Origin of the sequence: Bifidobacterium sp. W8103 (genome assembly GCF_016100775.1) — a bacterium.
Classification (GTDB): domain Bacteria; phylum Actinomycetota; class Actinomycetes; order Actinomycetales; family Bifidobacteriaceae; genus Bombiscardovia; species Bombiscardovia choladohabitans.
Genome location: NZ_JACFRV010000001.1, coordinates 524,493 through 540,786, shown reverse-complemented (window position 1 = coordinate 540,786; position 16,294 = coordinate 524,493). Strand labels below are relative to the sequence as shown.

General features: G+C 63.8%; 17 protein-coding genes. 5 read left to right on the top strand and 12 right to left on the bottom strand.

Annotated features, from left to right (window positions below):
* Nucleotides 1-2 precede the first annotated feature (2 nt).
* Together H3U90_RS02025 and cysS are read right to left on the bottom strand one after the other, a co-directional pair.
* Nucleotides 3-1,013: a LacI family DNA-binding transcriptional regulator gene (locus tag H3U90_RS02025; protein ID WP_198176840.1), complete on the bottom strand. Its 1,011-nt coding sequence runs from the start codon at nt 1,011-1,013 to the stop codon at nt 3-5.
* A gap of 4 nt (nt 1,014-1,017) precedes the next feature.
* The gene (cysS, locus tag H3U90_RS02020) at nt 1,018-2,595 is read right to left on the bottom strand and encodes a cysteine--tRNA ligase (protein ID WP_198176839.1); all 1,578 of its coding nucleotides are present in this window, start codon (nt 2,593-2,595) and stop codon (nt 1,018-1,020) included.
* A gap of 91 nt (nt 2,596-2,686) precedes the next feature.
* On the opposite strand from cysS, the gene H3U90_RS02015 reads away from it, so the two are divergent.
* On the top strand, nt 2,687-3,412 hold the full coding sequence (locus H3U90_RS02015) for a type 1 glutamine amidotransferase (RefSeq protein ID WP_154313175.1): 726 nt from the start codon (nt 2,687-2,689) through the stop codon (nt 3,410-3,412).
* A gap of 2 nt (nt 3,413-3,414) precedes the next feature.
* Here H3U90_RS02015 and H3U90_RS02010 read toward each other — a convergent pair whose 3' ends face one another.
* The 8 genes from H3U90_RS02010 to coaD form a co-directional block, all read right to left on the bottom strand.
* Entirely contained in the window at nt 3,415-5,361 is a 1,947-nt protein-coding gene (locus tag H3U90_RS02010; RefSeq protein ID WP_198176838.1) for an ATP-binding cassette domain-containing protein, read from the bottom strand.
* Nucleotides 5,362-5,404: 43 nt separating this feature from the next.
* Complete coding sequence (gene ilvN, locus H3U90_RS02005; RefSeq protein ID WP_029677724.1) at nt 5,405-5,959, bottom strand: acetolactate synthase small subunit; 555 nt, start codon at nt 5,957-5,959, stop codon at nt 5,405-5,407.
* Between the two features lie 14 nt (nt 5,960-5,973).
* Nucleotides 5,974-7,914, bottom strand: a complete 1,941-nt coding sequence (locus tag H3U90_RS02000; RefSeq protein ID WP_198176837.1) for an acetolactate synthase large subunit — start codon at nt 7,912-7,914, stop codon at nt 5,974-5,976.
* A gap of 217 nt (nt 7,915-8,131) precedes the next feature.
* Nucleotides 8,132-8,893, bottom strand: a complete 762-nt coding sequence (gene rnc, locus H3U90_RS01995; RefSeq protein ID WP_198177576.1) for a ribonuclease III — start codon at nt 8,891-8,893, stop codon at nt 8,132-8,134.
* A 142-nt stretch (nt 8,894-9,035) separates the two neighbouring features.
* A complete protein-coding gene (gene rpmF, locus H3U90_RS01990) occupies nt 9,036-9,230 on the bottom strand; it encodes a 50S ribosomal protein L32 (RefSeq protein ID WP_015021378.1) in 195 nt (64 codons plus the stop codon).
* 64 nt (nt 9,231-9,294) lie between these two features.
* Complete coding sequence (locus tag H3U90_RS01985) at nt 9,295-9,915, bottom strand: YceD family protein (RefSeq protein WP_154313171.1); 621 nt, start codon at nt 9,913-9,915, stop codon at nt 9,295-9,297.
* A complete protein-coding gene (locus H3U90_RS01980; protein ID WP_154313170.1) occupies nt 9,912-10,601 on the bottom strand; it encodes a cell division protein in 690 nt (229 codons plus the stop codon). Before H3U90_RS01980 ends, H3U90_RS01985 begins: the two co-directional genes overlap by 4 nt.
* Entirely contained in the window at nt 10,598-11,110 is a 513-nt protein-coding gene (gene coaD, locus H3U90_RS01975) for a pantetheine-phosphate adenylyltransferase (protein WP_154313169.1), read from the bottom strand. Before coaD ends, H3U90_RS01980 begins: the two co-directional genes overlap by 4 nt.
* A gap of 62 nt (nt 11,111-11,172) precedes the next feature.
* On the opposite strand from coaD, the gene H3U90_RS01970 reads away from it, so the two are divergent.
* Nucleotides 11,173-11,484, top strand: coding sequence for a DUF3039 domain-containing protein (locus H3U90_RS01970; RefSeq protein ID WP_024627652.1), 312 nt, complete (start codon nt 11,173-11,175; stop codon nt 11,482-11,484).
* A gap of 25 nt (nt 11,485-11,509) precedes the next feature.
* On the opposite strand, the gene H3U90_RS01965 is transcribed toward H3U90_RS01970, so the two are convergent.
* Together H3U90_RS01965 and H3U90_RS01960 are read right to left on the bottom strand one after the other, a co-directional pair.
* Complete coding sequence (locus tag H3U90_RS01965) at nt 11,510-12,529, bottom strand: aldo/keto reductase (protein ID WP_198176836.1); 1,020 nt, start codon at nt 12,527-12,529, stop codon at nt 11,510-11,512.
* Nucleotides 12,529-13,875: a nicotinate phosphoribosyltransferase gene (locus tag H3U90_RS01960; RefSeq protein WP_198176835.1), complete on the bottom strand. Its 1,347-nt coding sequence runs from the start codon at nt 13,873-13,875 to the stop codon at nt 12,529-12,531. The genes H3U90_RS01965 and H3U90_RS01960 overlap by 1 nt, the downstream gene beginning before the upstream one ends.
* 106 nt (nt 13,876-13,981) lie before the next feature.
* Here H3U90_RS01960 and H3U90_RS01955 point away from each other — a divergent pair, with 106 nt between their 5' ends.
* The 3 genes from H3U90_RS01955 (at nt 13,982) to rdgB (ending at nt 16,173) form a co-directional block, all read left to right on the top strand.
* Nucleotides 13,982-14,620: a Pr6Pr family membrane protein gene (locus H3U90_RS01955; protein WP_198176834.1), complete on the top strand. Its 639-nt coding sequence runs from the start codon at nt 13,982-13,984 to the stop codon at nt 14,618-14,620.
* Between the two features lie 66 nt (nt 14,621-14,686).
* Nucleotides 14,687-15,451 (top strand): ribonuclease PH, encoded by a 765-nt coding sequence (gene rph, locus H3U90_RS01950; RefSeq protein WP_198176833.1) that lies wholly within the window; start codon nt 14,687-14,689, stop codon nt 15,449-15,451.
* Between the two features lie 35 nt (nt 15,452-15,486).
* A complete protein-coding gene (gene rdgB / locus H3U90_RS01945) occupies nt 15,487-16,173 on the top strand; it encodes an RdgB/HAM1 family non-canonical purine NTP pyrophosphatase (protein WP_198176832.1) in 687 nt (228 codons plus the stop codon).
* Nucleotides 16,174-16,294: the final 121 nt, after the last annotated feature.

Genomic DNA, 16,294 nt, shown 5'->3' with positions numbered 1-16,294 from the left:
GTCTATCGGCTGATGGAGGAGCGGTCGATCAGCCTGGGTCGCTCCAGTTGGACCCGACCGGCCAGGGAAGCCCCCTCCTCCACAGCCTGGGTCAGCAGATCCGCAGCCTTGGCACACAGTGAACGGGGCGTGAGGGGCATCTCGGAGATGCCTTGAAGCTCAAGAGTAGGGCTGACCTTGCCTGCAGCGCAGGACAGAACGGCCACGTCATCGGGAATGCTCATGCCGTCCGAGCGCATGCGGACCACCACAGTGTCCAGCAGGGAGGGGCGGATCTGACCAATCAGGCCATCGATGTGGCCGTGATGGATGACGTCCAGCACCTGCTGGGTGTAGGCCAGGTCGCTGCCGGCAGGTCCCGGCTGAAGCTGCAGATCCATGCCCAGGCGACGGGCCCAGGTCTTGAGACTGCGTAGCAGGATAAGGCGGAAGCCGGACCCGCGCCGGTATTCGCCCTCCAGGTCCTCCAGAAAGAGCAGGCGTTTGCGCCCCGCTCGGGCCATGGCTTCCACCGCCATGCGGCCCATCAGATCAAAGTCCAAATCAACACAGGCGCAGGCCGCGTGCTGCCGAGGCACTCCCAGGGCCACGCAGGGGCGTCCGTATGAGGCGGCCTGGGCGGCACGGATGTCATCGTCCACCAGATCCATCAGGACCACCCCGTCAGCCAGATTGCTACGGGTGACCCGCCGAATATCTTCAACACCATTCTCAGCGGTCAGCAGCAGGGAGTCGTAGCCGCGAGCATGCTCGCAGCTGGCCATCTCGATGAAGTAATCCGCGTAGGAGGCCCGGTTCTGTCCGGGGCGCAGGGGGGCGCTCAGGGCGACGATCTGGTTGCGCTTGGCCCGCAGCATCCGGGCGCCGGCATCCGGGGCGTAGTCCAGTTCGTCGGCGGCCTGCATGATCCGCTGGTAGGTTTCCGGAGAGACGGGGCGCTTGCCGGAGAAGGCATAAGATACTGTACTGACCGAGACCCCGGCCCTTCTGGCGACGTCGCGTATGTCGGACATGGGTTCAGCGGCTCAGATCCCAGGTACTGCCAGCGGGTGTGTCCGCAACGGCCACGCCGGCCGCCATCAGCTGGTCCCGGATGGCATCGGCACGGGCGAAGTCATGATCCTTTCGCGCCTGTTCGCGTTCCTGCAGCTGTTGGCCTACCAAGGCATCCAGGGTATCCATGGCCCGATCGTCATGGTCGGCTGCCGCCCTGGCCCAGTGGGGGTCGAGTGGATCAAGTCCGAAGACATCCAGCATTGCTCTGACCTGGAGCAGGGTATTGGCCAGCCACTTCCGGTCCGGCGTTTCAGAATCGGCATCCATTGCCGCGTTGGCTTGACGGATCAGCGCATAGAGGGCAGCCAGACCGCCGGAGACGTTGATGTCGTCATTCATGGCCTGCACAAAGTCTTCTGGCAGATCGTCCGCGCCCAGCCCAGCCACTCGGTCACGCTCGGGCTGTGCTCCCAGGATTCGTCCGGCCCGGTCCACGAAGTTGCTGATCCGCTCGTAGGCGCCCTGGGCCTCCTGCAGGGACTGGTCGGACCATTCCAGCATGGATCGGTACTGCACAGAGACCAGGGCGTAGCGCACCACCCAGGCCGGATGCTGCGACAGGACCTGGTCCACGGACAGCCCGTTGCCCAGGGACTTGCTCATCTTCTCGCCCTTCTGGGTCACCCAGGCCGTGTGCATCCAGCGATGGGCGAATCCCCAGCCGGCCGCGTGCGACTGGGCCATCTCGTTCTCGTGGTGGGGGAATCGCAGGTCCAGGCCACCTCCGTGGATGTCGAACTCCGCACCCAGATAGCGGTGGCTCATGGCCGAGCATTCCAGATGCCAGCCCGGCCGACCTGTGCCAAAGGGTGTTTGCCAGCGAGCCGTGGGCGGATCGGTGGGCTTGGGCGCCTTCCAAAGTGCAAAGTCGCGGGGGTCGTGCTTGCCGGGCTCCTCATCGGTGTCGGCAGTCTGCTCATCGGTGTCGATGCTGGGTCCCAGCCGGTCGTTGGCGGCGGCTTGTTCGTCGGTCGGCTGTGTGCCGGTCTGCTGGTGGGTCAGGGCACCATACTCAGGCCAGGAGGCCACATCGAAGTAGACGTTGCCTGATGGACGGCCCTGCTCGTCCGGCACCACATAGGCGTGGCCATGGTCGATGATGCGCTGTATGAGGTCGATCATCTCGGGGATGTGTCCGGTGGCCCTGGGTTCGTACGTGGGCGGCAGAACTCCCATGGTCTCGTAGGCATGGGTGAATTCGCGCTCGTAGATGTAGGCCCGCTCCCACCAGCGCTGGCCGTTGGCCGCGGCCTTGGTCAGGATCTTGTCGTCGATGTCAGTCACGTTCCGGATCAGGGTCACCCGGTATCCCAGCCTGAGCAGCCAGCGTCGGATCACGTCGAAGGCCAGTGTGGTCCTGATATGGCCAATGTGGGGCGAGCTCTGCACCGTGGCCCCGCACACGTAGATGCCAACCTTGCCCGGTTCGATGGGTCGGAAGGGGGTCACCTGGTGATCAGCCGTGTCATACAGACGCAGACCAGCTGCGGCCAGACTGACTGAAGCCTTGGAATCATGCGGTTGCGAACTCGTATCCATATCCTTGAGCCTATCAAGGCTTGCTGACCGTCCAAGAGGAAATGCCGCGCCTGCGGACCAGGTCCGACGGCACATGTGCAAGAATGGAATCATGGCGAAACCTAGGGTGCTGGTGCTCCAGCATGTTGATTGGGAGAAGCCGGGTCGCATTCTCGACAACCTCCAGGAGTGCGGGCTGGACACCGAGATCACCAATATCGTGGACGAGAAGAAGCCCAGGCTGCCGCGCTCGCGTGAGTTGGCGGGACTGGTCATCATGGGCGGGCCCATGTCGGCTGACGATTATGAGCATCACCCCGGACTCAAGGCGGAGACCAAGCTGGCCAAGGCGGCAATGGCCGCCAACAAGCCCATTCTGGGGATCTGCCTGGGTCATCAGATTCTGGCGCGGGCTCTGGGAGGCACCCTGATGCGGGACCAGGAGCCCGAATACGGCATGGGGCCCATCCGCTGGGTGGGGCAGGACGACGACGTGGCCATGTGGAGCAAGAACACGGATGTGCTGCACTGGCATGCCGACCAGGTCACCCTGCCGCCTGGGGCCAAGCTCCTGGCCCGCTCCCAGGCAACCAAGGTTCAGGCTTTTCGGCTTGGGTCAGCTCTAGGCTTGCAATTCCACCTGGAGGTGACGGCCCCCATCTTCGAGGAGTGGATGCAGGTGCCGGGCATGGTCGGCACGATGAAGAAGTCCAAGATCGCTAAAATGCGCGAGGAATTCATTAAGGGGTTGCCGCAGATGCAACCCCTGGCCGACGCAATCTTCTCCGCCTTTGCGGCCCGGTGCTCGACCCAGGCCGCCCAGCTGGCTGCCGCCTGAGGCTACTCCAGCTCCTCCCCGATGGTCAGCCACTCCTCCTCCAGCTGGTCCGACTGCCCGGTCAGATCCTTGAGCTTGCTGTTGAGCTCGTTAAGACCCTGGTAGTCGCCGGGGTCGTGCTCGGCCATCTGTCGTTCAAGATCCTTGCGCTGATCGGCCAGCTTGGCCAGCTTGCGTTCGATGGCAGAGGCCTGCTTGCTCAGATTCCGTTTGGCAACTCGTTCGGCCTTGGCCTGATTGGAATTCCCGGCCTCCTTGGCTGATGCCTGGCCCGGGGCATCCGTAGCATTCCGGTCGGCAGACTCGACCATATCCAGGTAGTCCTGGACACCGCCGGGCAGATGAACCACCTTGCCGTTGATCAGCGCAAACTGCTGGTCGGTCACCCGCTCCAGCAGGTAGCGATCGTGGGAGACCACGATCAGGGTGCCCGGCCATGAGTCCAGCATGTCCTCCATGACGGCCAGCATGTCGGTATCCAGATCGTTGCCCGGCTCGTCCATGATCAGTACGTTGGGCTCGTCCAGCAGGATGAGCAAGAGCTGCATGCGGCGCTTCTGTCCGCCAGACAGGTCGCTGATCCTGGTCATCAACTGGGAGCTTTCAAAGCCCAGGCGCTCCATCAGCTGGCTCGGGGACACTTCCTTGCCCTCAACCAAATAGGTGGGCTTATAGCGGCTGAGGACCTCCTTGATGCGATAGCGGCCCAGTTTCTCCAATTCATCCAGACGTTGGGTCAGCACTGCAAAGCGGACCGTCTTGCCCACCTTGACGTGTCCTGCTGTGGGGGACACACTGCCGTCAATCAGACCCAGCAGGGTGGACTTGCCGGCCCCGTTGGCGCCTACGATGCCGAACCGGTCGCCGGGGCCGATCAGCCAGGTCACGTCGTCCAGAACCTTGCGACCGCTGATGGTGAGGGTGTCGGCCGCTGCAGTGCCCGGTCGATCCTTGCCGGGATTTGCGGCCACGGTCACAGAGCCCATCAGAGGGCGCTCGGCATGAGGGGAGGGGACCCGGTCGTTCTTGTTCCCATCGGTATCGGAGTCGGTCCTCGGATAGATCTTGGTCACGTCGACCAGGTCCACCACCTGCTTGCCCAGGCGGGAGGTGGCCATCCGCTTGAGTTCCAGGCTGTTGCGCATGGGTGGCACATCGGCGATCAGTTCCTGCGCGGCCTTGACATGGAACTTCTGCTTGGTCGAGCGGGCCCGGGCGCCCCGGGTCAGCCAGGCCAATTCCTTGCGGGCCAGGTTGCGGCGCTTGGTCTCGGCCAGATCCGCCTGGCGTTCGCGCTCGACCCGTTGGAGCATATAGGCGCTGTAGCCGCCCTCGAAGGGGTCGATGGTTCCATCGTGCACCTCCCACATGGAGGTGCAGACCTCGTCCAGGAACCAGCGGTCGTGGGTGACCAGCAGGAGGGCTCCGGAATTCTTGGCCCAGCGGTTCTTCAGATGCTCGGCCAGCCAGTGTATGGTGAGCAGGTCCAGATGATTGGTCGGCTCATCCAGGGCCAGGATGTCCCAGTCCCGCAGCAGCAGCCGTGCCAGGTCCACCCTGCGGCGCTGACCGCCCGACAGGGTGCCCACCTTGGCCTCCAGCTCCATGCCGCCCAGGAGGGACTCGACGATTTCGCGGGATCTGGGGTCGGCAGCCCACTCGTAGTCCTGTCGGTTCTCCAAGGCCGCCTTGCGGACCGTGTCCTCGTCCTTCAGGGGATCACGCTGGTCCAGCATGCCGAAAGTGAGACCATTGCGCATGGTCACCCGGCCCTGCTCGGGTTCCTGGGTGCCTTTCAGCAGGTGCAACAGGGTGGACTTGCCGTCGCCGTTTCGGCCCACGATGCCGATCCGGTCACCCTCGAAGATGCCCTGCGTCACATCCGTAAAGATGGTTTTGGCGGCGAAGGATAGAGCGACGTGTTCCAGACCGAGATCATAGATGGGCATGATTCCCCAATCTACCGCCAGCCTTGGATGGAAGTCCCGGGAATCAGCGATCGGTGATCTGGGAGCCCAGCACCTTCTCACTCAGGGCCCGGGGTCCCCGGGTGACGGCTACGGCGCCCGACCGGACCAGCTCGATGATGCCGAAGGGCCGCAGCAGCCGCAGCAGGGCCTCCAGTTTGCCCTCGGCCCCGGTTGCCTCGATGGTCAGGGACTCGGGGTGGACATCGACCACGCGCACGCGGAAGAGTTTGACGATCTCCAGCACGTCGGAGCGGTTGCGTTCGTTGGCTTTGACCTTGATCATGACCAGCTCGCGCTCCACGGCCTCATCGCCCTTGAGCTCGACGATCTTGAGCACATGCAGGAGCTTGTTGAGCTGCTTGATGATCTGCTCCAGGGGGACGGCCTCCACGTCTGCAGTGACCGTGATCCGGGAGATGTCGTCCCGCTCAGTGGACGAGACGGACAGGGAGTTGATGTTGAAGGCGCGCCGGGCGAACAGGCCGGCCACCCTGGCCAGGACGCCGGGGCGGTTCTCGACCAGGACGGAAAGGGTGTGTCGTTCGGAACCGGGCTTGGAAGCTGGATAATTGGCCATGTGGTGCCCCTTTCCTACTTGTTCATGCGCCCGGCGGCGTCGCTGGCCATGGCTGCCCGGTCGGCTCCGGTCTGCTCGCGCGGCTTGGGCTGTTCCTGCTCCGGACGGATGCCGGCCAGGGGCTGCACGCCCGGCTTGTAGATGATGGTGTCGTTGGAAGCGCCTGCCGGGACCATGGGCCATACCATGGCATCCTTCCAGACGCGGAAGTCGATCAGGACCGGCCGGTCGGTCACCGCGTTGGCCTTATCGATGGCCTCCAGGGCCTGCTCCTGGGTATAGGCCCGCAGTCCCAGGCAGCCATAGGCCTCGGCCAGCTTGACGAAGTCGGGGATGCCGTTGCCGTCTGTGGGCCTGGCGCCGCCGTCCTCCAGGTTGGTCTGGGAGTAGTGGCTGCCATAGAAGAGGGTCTGCCACTGACGGACCATGCCGTAGACCGAGTTGTTGAGTATGGCGATGCGGATGGGCAGTCCCGCCTGCCCGGCCGTAGCCAGCTCCTCGGAGGTCATCTGGAAGGATCCGTCCCCGTCGATCAGCCAGACGGGCCGCGGATCTTCCTCTTCCCTGGTGCCGATTGCCGTGCCGATTGCGGCGGGCAGACCGTAGCCCATGGTTCCCAGCCCGCAGGAGGAGACCCAGGAACGGGTGCGCTCGAAGTCGATGAACTGGCTGGCCCACATCTGGTGCTGACCCACGCCGGATACCCAGATGGTATCCGGATCGGCCTTGTTGCTCAGGGTCTGTACCACCCACTGGGGGGCCAGGGTGCCGTCCGGGCTGGGTTCAAAGGTGGTGGGGTAGTCATGCAGCCAGCCGTCGATCAGCCGCCACCAGGGCTTGAGGTCGGGCTTGCCCCAGGTGCGCTGGGCCGCCTTGAGCGCCGGGATCAGATCGTCCAACACCTGGCCCACGTCCCCGACTATGGGTACGTCCGCCTGCCGGTTCTTGCCGATCTCGGCCGGGTCGATGTCGATGTGGATGACCCGGGCCACCGGTGCGAAGTCCTCCAGGCTGCCGGTCACCCTGTCGTCGAAGCGTGTGCCCACGGCCACCAGCAGGTCGGAGTGCTGGATGGCCCCGTTGGCGGCCACCGTGCCGTGCATGCCGGGCATTCCCAGAACTGCTGGATCGGAGTCGGGTACGATGCCCCGCGCAGGCAGGGTGGTGACCATGGGGGCACCTGTGGCTCGCACGAGTTCCTGGACCTGCCGACGCGCGTCGGACCGGACTGCGCCGCCGCCCACATAGAGGACGGGCCTGTGTGACTGGACCAGGAGCCGGGCGGCATCGTCCAGAACGTGCCCGTGGGCCCGCGTCACCGGGTTGTAGCCGGGCAGGATCATCTCCTGGGGCCAGGAGTAAAGCATTTTGCCGTTCTGGGCCGTCTTGCTCAGGTCCACCACCACCGGGCCGGGCCTTCCCGAACGGGCGATGTGGTAGGCCTCGGTCATGACCCGTGGGATGTCCTGGGCCTTGGTCACCAGATAGGAGTGTTTGGCCACCGGGTAGGTGATGCCCACGATGTCGGCCTCCTGGAAGGCGTCGGTGCCGATGGAGTCCACACCCACCTGGCCGGTCACCACCACCAGGGGAACCGAGTCCATCATGGCATCGGCTATGGGGGTGACCATGTTGGTGGCCCCGGGTCCGGAGGTCACCAGGCAGACTCCGACCTTGCCCGTGGAGACGGCGTAGCCCTCGGCCGCGTGGCCGGCGGCCTGCTCGTGGCGGGTCAGTGTGAAGTTGAAGCGCACCTGCTCGTCAATGGCGTCGTAGGCGGGCAGAATGGCCCCTCCTGGAACGCCGAAGACCTGGGTGACCCCCAGATCCTCCAGGGACCGAATCAGCGCCTGGGCTCCCGTCATGGGTTCTCCCTGGGCGGGGACATCCTTGTCGTCATGGTCCCAGTTCTTGGGTACCGAGCTGAATGCTTGCAGAGGTGTCGGCAGACTCATGTTTCCTCTCGACCTCCAGACTGCGCGCCGACCTGCGGCCGTGCATGTCGAAATACGAACCTGTCGGAGCGTCGGCGGGGTGGGCGGACGAATCCCGATCAGGAGGAGGCACCTGTGCCGTTCGTGACGGCGTGTCTCCGGGTTATGCCCATAGTCTAAACAGGGGTCTGGTCGGGGCGTTGGCGAAGTACCGCATACCGGAATTCCGACAGGAGCTTCAGGCTGATTGCTCGGCGCGCAGGGTTGCAAGCAGATCCTGGTCGTCCAGCCGCTTCCACCCCTGGGCGGCAGCAGCCAGCTGGGCCTTCCGCTTGCTGCTGGCCCGGCCCTTGCCGATTACGGTCCCGCCGTCCTCCAGGCGCAGCTCGGCGGTAAAGACCTGGGCGTATTCCGGCCCGGAGACCGCCATGGCGTACTGGGGCTCGCCCAAGCCCAGCTTGTGGGCCTTGACGGTGATCGAGGTCTTCCAATCCAGTGCCGGCCCCTCGGTGGCCACCTCGGCCAGGGTATCGTCAAGAAGGGTATGGACCGTGGCCCTGGCCCCCTCGATGCCGTGCTCCACGAAGACCGACCCGATCAGCGATTCGACGGTGTCACAGAGTATGGAGTCCTTGTCGGCCCCGCCGTTCTCGCTCTCTCCCCGCCCCAGAAGAATATACTGCCCCAGGTGCAGCTTTTGCCGGGCGATGGCCGACAGGGCCTCCTCGGAGACTGCCTTGGCCCGCATCTTGGCCAGCTGGCCCTCGGTCATGTCCGGATGAACCTTGTATAGGGTCTCGGTGGCCACCAGTTCCAGAACCGCATCGCCCAGGAACTCCAGCCTTTCGTTGTTGGGCATGCCCGGGTGCTCATGGGCGAAGGAGCGATGGGTCAGGGCGTGTACCAGCAGCTCCGGGCTGATTCTGCCGCCCAAGGCCTGGAAGAGCTCCTCAGCCGCCTGGTTGCCGGGATTCGCCTGCCCCTGTTCCTCCTGCCGCATATGGTCTTCCTGATCCTTCCTGGAGTGCCCTGTCTGCATGGCCCTCCTCGCTTTCTCGGCCTTGCCGTCCGATGATATGGAAAAACCCCTGCCACCCGTCGATGGCCGGGGTTCTCTCATTGCGTGTCGAACGCTTATCGGCTCACTTGCTGAACTGCGAACGAATGGCGTCGCGGTAGACGCGCCCACGGTACATGCCGCAGCTGGGGCATGCCATGTGCGGCAGCGCAGGAGCTCCGCAGTTGGGGCAGGTCACCGTAGCGGCGGCCTGGGTCTTCCAGTTGGCGCGCCGCGAATGGGTGTTGGCGCGCGAGGTCTTGTACTTTGGCAGTGCCATATTGTCCTCTGTTTCGATCGAATACTTCGAGCTTAAGCGTAGAGCAGTCTACCGCAACCTCCGGTCATTCGCCAGTTCGGCCGTCGCTGCCGGGGTTCTCCTCCTGCTCCAGACGCTGCTTGAGTCCCTCAAGGGCAGCCCAGCGGTCGTCCATTATCTCGTGGTGGTGATCGGGATGGTCATTCAGGTCCATGCCACACTGGGGGCACAGGCCCCGGCAGTCGGGTCGGCACAGGGGCTGCAGGGGGAGGGCTTCCACCAGTGTGTCGCGCAACAGGGCCTCCAGATCCATGAAGGCGCCCCCGCTGGCCAGAGGATAGGTCTGGCCGCTGGCCTCCTCCTGTTCGGCCAGGATCTCCTCCTTGCCATGAGTCGGCTCCGGCTCGGGCTCCTTGTAGGGGAAGAAGACCACTGGATCGTCCTGGATGCTGGTATCCACAGGCCTGAGGCAGCGGGTGCATTCGGTCTTCAGGGGCACGCTGATGTGGGCCTGCAATAAAAGTCCGTCCACCAGCGAGTCGATGTCGCCCTTCACATGCACGGGTGTTCCTGCCGGGATGCCTACCACCTGGTCGCCAATGCCTTCCGGGGCTGGAAAATCGCGGTCCACCCGGGTGCTCTGTCCTGCCCGCGTCGACACTTGGGCCACTGACACCGCCCAGGGGGAATCCTCCGGTCTGCTCATCCCTGCGTCTCCTTTCCCTGGTCCGAGACTGACGCGTTCATGCTACGCGCTGCCTCCTGCTCACGCTGGTGGAGAACCTCCAGGCCGGCACGCACATCCTGGCTCATCTTGCCCAGCTGGGTGTCAAGCTCACCCATGACCTGGGCGGCATACCCATCGGCCCCCTGGACCAGACGGTCTGCCTGGGCCTGGGCCGTGTCGATGATGGTCTGGGCCTTCTGCCGGGCTATGGCCACCACATTCTCCTGGCCGGCCAGGAAGCGGGCCTGCTCGCCGGCCTCCTTGACGATGTCCGCAGCCCGGCTCTGGGCGTCGGATACGGTGGCGTTGGCCTGGGTCTGCGCCGTGTTCAGCCGACGCTCCGCCTCCCTCATGAGCGCCGAGGCCCGCTCCAGTTGCACCGGCAGCATTTTCTTGAGCTCGTTGAGGTCGTCGGCCAGCTCGTCTCTGTCCACCTTGACCAGTCCCGGGCTGAAAAGCGGGGCCTTGGCCTCATCCAGCATGGCCTGGATCCGGTCGATGATGTCATAGACGGTGGTGAATTCCGATCGGGGGTTCCCGCTCTCGCTTCGATCCTCCTGCAGGTCGGGCAGGTCCTTCATGTCGACTGCGGGCTTGGGAGCGCTGGCTCTGGTCGAGTCGTCGATAGGCTCGCCATCGTCCCTTTCCTGGGTCTGCTCGTTCATCTCTGACTCTTTTCCGTGTGCGGTGTGTCCCTGTGCAATGTGCCTATCAGTGCGTCCACGACGCTGTCGGGGACCATGCCGGTGATGTCCCCGCCATGTCTGGCCACGTCCTTGACGATGGTGCTGGAGATGTGCTCCCTCACCGGATCGGCTGGCAGGAAGAGCGTCTCCACCCCGGACAGCTTGCGATTGACCAGGGCCATGCCCAGCTCGGCCTCATAGTCCCCGTTCTGCCTCAGTCCCTTGACGATGACCGATGCGCCTACCTTACGGCAGTAGTCGGTGATCAGGCCATCGGTGGAGGCTACGGTGATGTTCGGGTATCCGTCCTCGTCCAGGGCCTGGCGAATCATGGCCACCCGCTCCTGTTCGCTGAACATGGGGGTCTTGGCGGCGTTGACGGCCACAACCACGTGGACCGTCTCGAAGAAGCAGGCGCAGCGTTCGATCACATCCATGTGGCCGGAGGTGACCGGATCGTATGAGCCAGGGCATACAGCGATAGTCATGATTCTCAGCGTAGCGCGTCATAGGGAGCGAACGTGTAGCTCACCGCCGTACCATGGATGTCATGACTGCAAGCAAGAGCATTCGCATGGAGGATCCGGAGCGGGAGCAGAACCCCGACCAGGGCACTGGCACGGCCGTGCTGGACCGTCCGGACACCGAGACCGCTGAGAAGACCCGGCTGAACGACCAGGGTGATGCCGACCGGTTCGCCCACTACGTCTCCCGTGAGCGCATCGCCGAGTCCAAGCTGACCGGTCGGCCTGTCGTGGCCCTCTGTGGCAAAGTCTGGGTGCCCAAGCATGACCCCTCCCAGTACCCGGTCTGCCCGGACTGCAAGCGCATCTACGAGCAGATGACCGGCGGCAGCCACTGAGCGTTGCTGAACGGTCCAGGCTGCTTCAGGACCGCTTGCCCAAGGCGATACGGTCGATCATCTCCAGCTCTTCCTGGCTGAAATCGGCCGACTGGACGGCCTTGAGATTGTCCAGGATCTGCTCGGGCTTGGAGGCGCCGATGAGCACCGAGGTCACAGCCGGGTCCCTGAGCAGCCAGGCCAAGGCCATTTCTGCCAGACTCTGGCCACGTTGGCGGGCCAGCTCGTTCAGATCCTGAATCTGCTTCAGCCGCTGTGGGGTCAGGGCGGACTCCTTGAGGAAGCGGCCGTCGGCCCGAATCCGGCTGTCCTCGGGAATCCCGTGCAGGTAGCGGTCGGTCAACAGCCCCTGGGCCAGCGGGCTGAAGGTGATCAGCCCCTTCTTCTCTTTCATCACCGTCTCTTTGAGACCATTATCCTCTATGGTTCTGTCGAAGATGGAGTAGCGGTTCTGGTTGATGACGAAGGGGACGTGCATCTCGGTCAGGATGGCCGCAGCCCGTGCCATGGTCGGCCCGTCGTAGTTGGACAGTCCCAGGTAGAGGGCCTTGCCGCTGGTGACCGCCTGGGCCAGGGCGCCCATGGTCTCTTCTAGGGGCGTGTCCGGATCGGGGCGGTGATGGTAGAAGATGTCCACATAGTCAAGCCCCAGCCGTTTCAGGCTCTGGTCCAGTCCGGACAGCAGATGCTTGCGTGAGCCGAGGTTTCCGTAAGGGCCGGGCCACATTTCATAACCGGCCTTGGTGGAGATGACCAGCTCCTGGCGGTGGTGGCTGAAGCATCGCCGCAGGATGATCCCCATGTTGCGCTCGGCGGCGCCTGGTTCGGGCCCGTAATTGTCGGCCAGGTCAAAGTGGGTGATGCCGTGGTCGAAGGCCGTCGTGCACAGCTTCTGCATACGGTCCAGTGGTGTGGTGTCGCCGAAATTGTGCCAGCAGCCAAGGCAGATTGGCGGCAGTTTCAGGCCGCTGTCGCCGCAGGGCCGGTAGGTTGTGGCATCGTACCGGCTCGGGTCGGGCTGGTAGGTTTCGGACTGCGTGTTCATCAGATGCTCCTCACCAGGGTGGGCAGGACCGGCTCACCCTTCATCAGACTCAGGGCGTTGATGGGCAACTCCTCAAGGGCCTTGGCCCGGTGCTCCCGGGCATCCAGGACCGCCTGCCCGCCCTGGAACTCTGGCATGCTCTGGCCATGGTCCACATAGGTGACCAGCAGATCCCGCCAGTCCTGTTCAGGCGTAAAGGCTGCCAGCGCATCCTCAGCACCCGAGATGACGTGCTCGGCGTCGGCCACCCCGTTGTGGTAGGAGCGGTAGGCCAGCTTGCGTCCCGGCACCGAGGCCTTTCCCACCGACTTTTTGGCTACGGCCTGCATGACTCCGGAAGAGTTCTCGCGCTCGGTCAGTTTGTAGACCATGGCGCAGGTGGGGGCTCCCGAACCGGTGACCAGCATGGTGCCCACCCCGTAGGAGTCCACCGGGGCGTCCTGCAGGGAGGCGATGGCGTATTCATCCAGATCGTTGGTGACGGTGATGGTGGCCTTGGTGGCTCCCAGGGAGTCCAGCTGGGCGCGGACCTGCTGGGCCAGCGAGCCCAGGTCTCCGGAGTCGATGCGGACCCCGCCCAGCTCTGGTCCGGCCACCTCGACGGCCGTTCTGACGGCCTCCTCGATGGAGTAGGTGTCGGTCAGCAGGGTGGTCCCCTTGCCCAAGGCCTGGATCTGCCCCTGGAAGGCCTCACGTTCATTGTCATGCAGGAGGGTGAAGGAGTGGGCTGCGGTTCCGATGGCCTTGAAGCCGTATCGCTTGGCCGCCAGCAGGTTTGAGGTCCCTTGGAATCCGCCGACTATGGCCGCTCTGGCCGCCGCCACAGCCGCATATTCGTTGGCCCGGCGCGCACCCATGTCCATGCAGGGCCGACCCTTGGCCGCGGTGACCATGCGGGAGGCGGCCGAGGCCACGGCGGAGTCGTAGTTGAGTATGGACAGGATCAGGGTCTCCAGCAGGGTGCACTCGCCGAAGCCGCCTTCGACCTGCAGGATGGGGGAGTCAGGGAAGAATATCTCGCCCTCCCGGTAGCCGCGGATGGTTCCGGTGAAGCGGAAGTGCTCCAGCCAGTCGATGGTGGTCGGGCTGACGATGTGGCGGTCGGACAGGAAGCGAAGTTCATCCTCGCTGGGGTGGAAATCCGCCAGCGCATCCAGAATCCGTCCGGTGCCGGCCACCACTCCGTAGCGGCGCCCCGCCGGCAGGTGTCGGGTGTAGACCTCGAAGACGGATCGTCGCCCGGCCGTACCGTCCTGCAGGGCGGCATCCAGCATGGTGTATTCATACATGTCGGTCATCAGAGCCGTAGAGGTTCCGGTGACCCTACTACTGTTTTCGGCGTTCATATCTTCCCCTTTGTGGGTGGAAAAGCCCTTGGTTGGCCCCCAGTCTAATCCTCTGCCGACCTACTGGCTCGCCCTGTCCTCGCAAGGTCGGGCTAAGCTGGTCCGCATGAGATTCGTCGTGGGCATCTACCGATTGCTGATCGCCTTCTTCTGCCTGGGCGGCACCTTCGAGGCCTGGCTGCTTGGGATCGGCAATAAGTGGGTCTATTTTACCTTCCAGACCAATATCGCCCTGGGTCTGGTCATGCTCTGGGCCGGAGCGGCCACCCTGCTCAAGGGCATCCAGCCCCCCTCCTGGCTCAAGGGCTGCCTGACGCTCTACATCGTCATCACCGGGCTGGTGGCCATCCTGGTCCTGGGGCTGAACAGCACGGACTACAAACTGGTCCTGGGCATCAGGACCACATGGATGATTCACGTCATCAGCCCAATCATGGCAACGGTGGACTTCCTCTTGTTCGACCCTCATCGTCGCTTCCGCTGGCACAATGTGCTGACTTGGCTGATCTATTTCCCCTTCTATGTAGCCTTTGTGCTGATCAGGGCCGCCATCTGGCCTCATTCGGGACCGCAGCCGGACGGCAACCCTTATCCCTATGCCTTCTTGGACCTCGGGCATCTGGGCTGGGCCCAGCTTGTGGTCAATCTGGCTGAGTATCTGGTCGTCTTCTTCGCCCTGTCACTGGTCATCTTCCTGATCGATCGCATTCTGCCGGCCAAGACACCGCTGACCATTGATCGGTAGACGGCTGACGGAATAATAAGGACCAGACCAGGGGAGCCTGGGCGAAACGGGAAAGGATCATCACTGATGGTTGCTATCAAGGACATGCTCCAGGAGGGTGCCGTGCTGCGGCCTGACGGCAGGGCGGCTGATGAGTTGCGACCGGTCGTCATCACCAGGCATTGGACGGAGGCCCCCGAGGGATCGGTGCTGATCGAGTGCGGCAAGACCCGGGTCATGTGCACGGCCTCCTTCACGCCGACGCTGCCCCGTTGGCGCAAGGACTCCGGCCTGGGCTGGGTTACTGCCGAGTACGCCATGCTTCCCAGGGCCACCAGCGACCGGACTGCGCGAGAATCGGTCCGGGGAAAGGTTGGCGGCCGCACCCAGGAGATCAGCCGGCTGATAGGCCGTTGCTTGCGCGGTGTGGTGGATATGAAGGCCCTGGGCGAGAATCAGATTCAGCTTGACTGCGATGTGCTTCAGGCCGACGGCGGCACCCGTACAGCCTCGGTCACCGGTGCCTATGTGGCCATGGTCGACGCCCTCAGATGGGCCCAGGACCACCATCACATCCGCAGCGCCGACAAGGTGACCAAGGATTGCGTCTCGGCCGTCTCGGTGGGCATCATCGATGGTAAGCCCATGCTTGACCTTCCCTATCTGGAGGACAGCAGGGCCATGACCGATATGAACGTGTCGATGACCGGCTCCGGCGACTTCATAGAGGTACAGGGAACAGCGGAGCATCGCCCACTCACCCGTCAGGAGCTCGGTCTCTTGCTGGATCTGGCAACCAAGGGGAACAAGGAGCTTCAGGCCGCTCAGCGCAAGGCTCTGGCATCCGACTGACGCCCGGAGCGGGAATTTCAGCGAGGAGGATCGGTATGGGGCAGGCCAGAAAAGTGGTTGTAGCCACGCACAACGAGGGCAAACTCAGTGAGCTTCGTCGCATACTCGACGGTTTCCTGGCCGATGAGGGTCAGAGGATCGAGCTGGTTTCGGCTGGGCAACTGGGTCTGTCCGATCCGGTAGAGACCGGCACCACCTTTCAGGAGAACGCCCTTATCAAGGCTGGGCAGGCTGCTCGTGAATCCGGTCTGCCCGCGCTGGCGGACGACTCGGGGCTGGTCGTTGATGTGATGGGCGCCGCCCCGGGGATCCTCTCGGCACGGTGGAGCGGCCGCCATGGCGACGACCAGGCCAACTTGGAGCTCTTGCTGAACCAGCTGAACGACATACCCGACGACCACAGAGGAGGTCGGTTTGTCTGTGCTGCCGCCCTGGTCGTTCCGGATGTGCCAGGGTATGCCGTCCGAGGGCATCAGGTGAACAGGGTCGGAGAGATGCCCGGAAGCATCATCCGCCAGGCACGGGGGGACAATGGGTTCGGCTACGACCCGATCTTCGTGCCCCTTGATCAGCCTCGGCGTGCCAGCGACCAGCAGCCGCTGACCTCGGCGGAAATGACTTCGGATGAAAAGAATGCCATTTCGCACAGGGGCAAGGCCTTGGCGGCTATCATGCCGATTCTCATCAGCTGGGTGCTAGGCGACGGCCACTTTAGAGGCTGATAAATCCTTATAGCTTCCGTGTGGTGAACGGTCGCGACACATCGACGATCATGCCCTGAGTGCCGGTTGCACTTGAATCATGCAAGGAAACGCGAAGGTGCGATTTTTTTATCTCTATGAT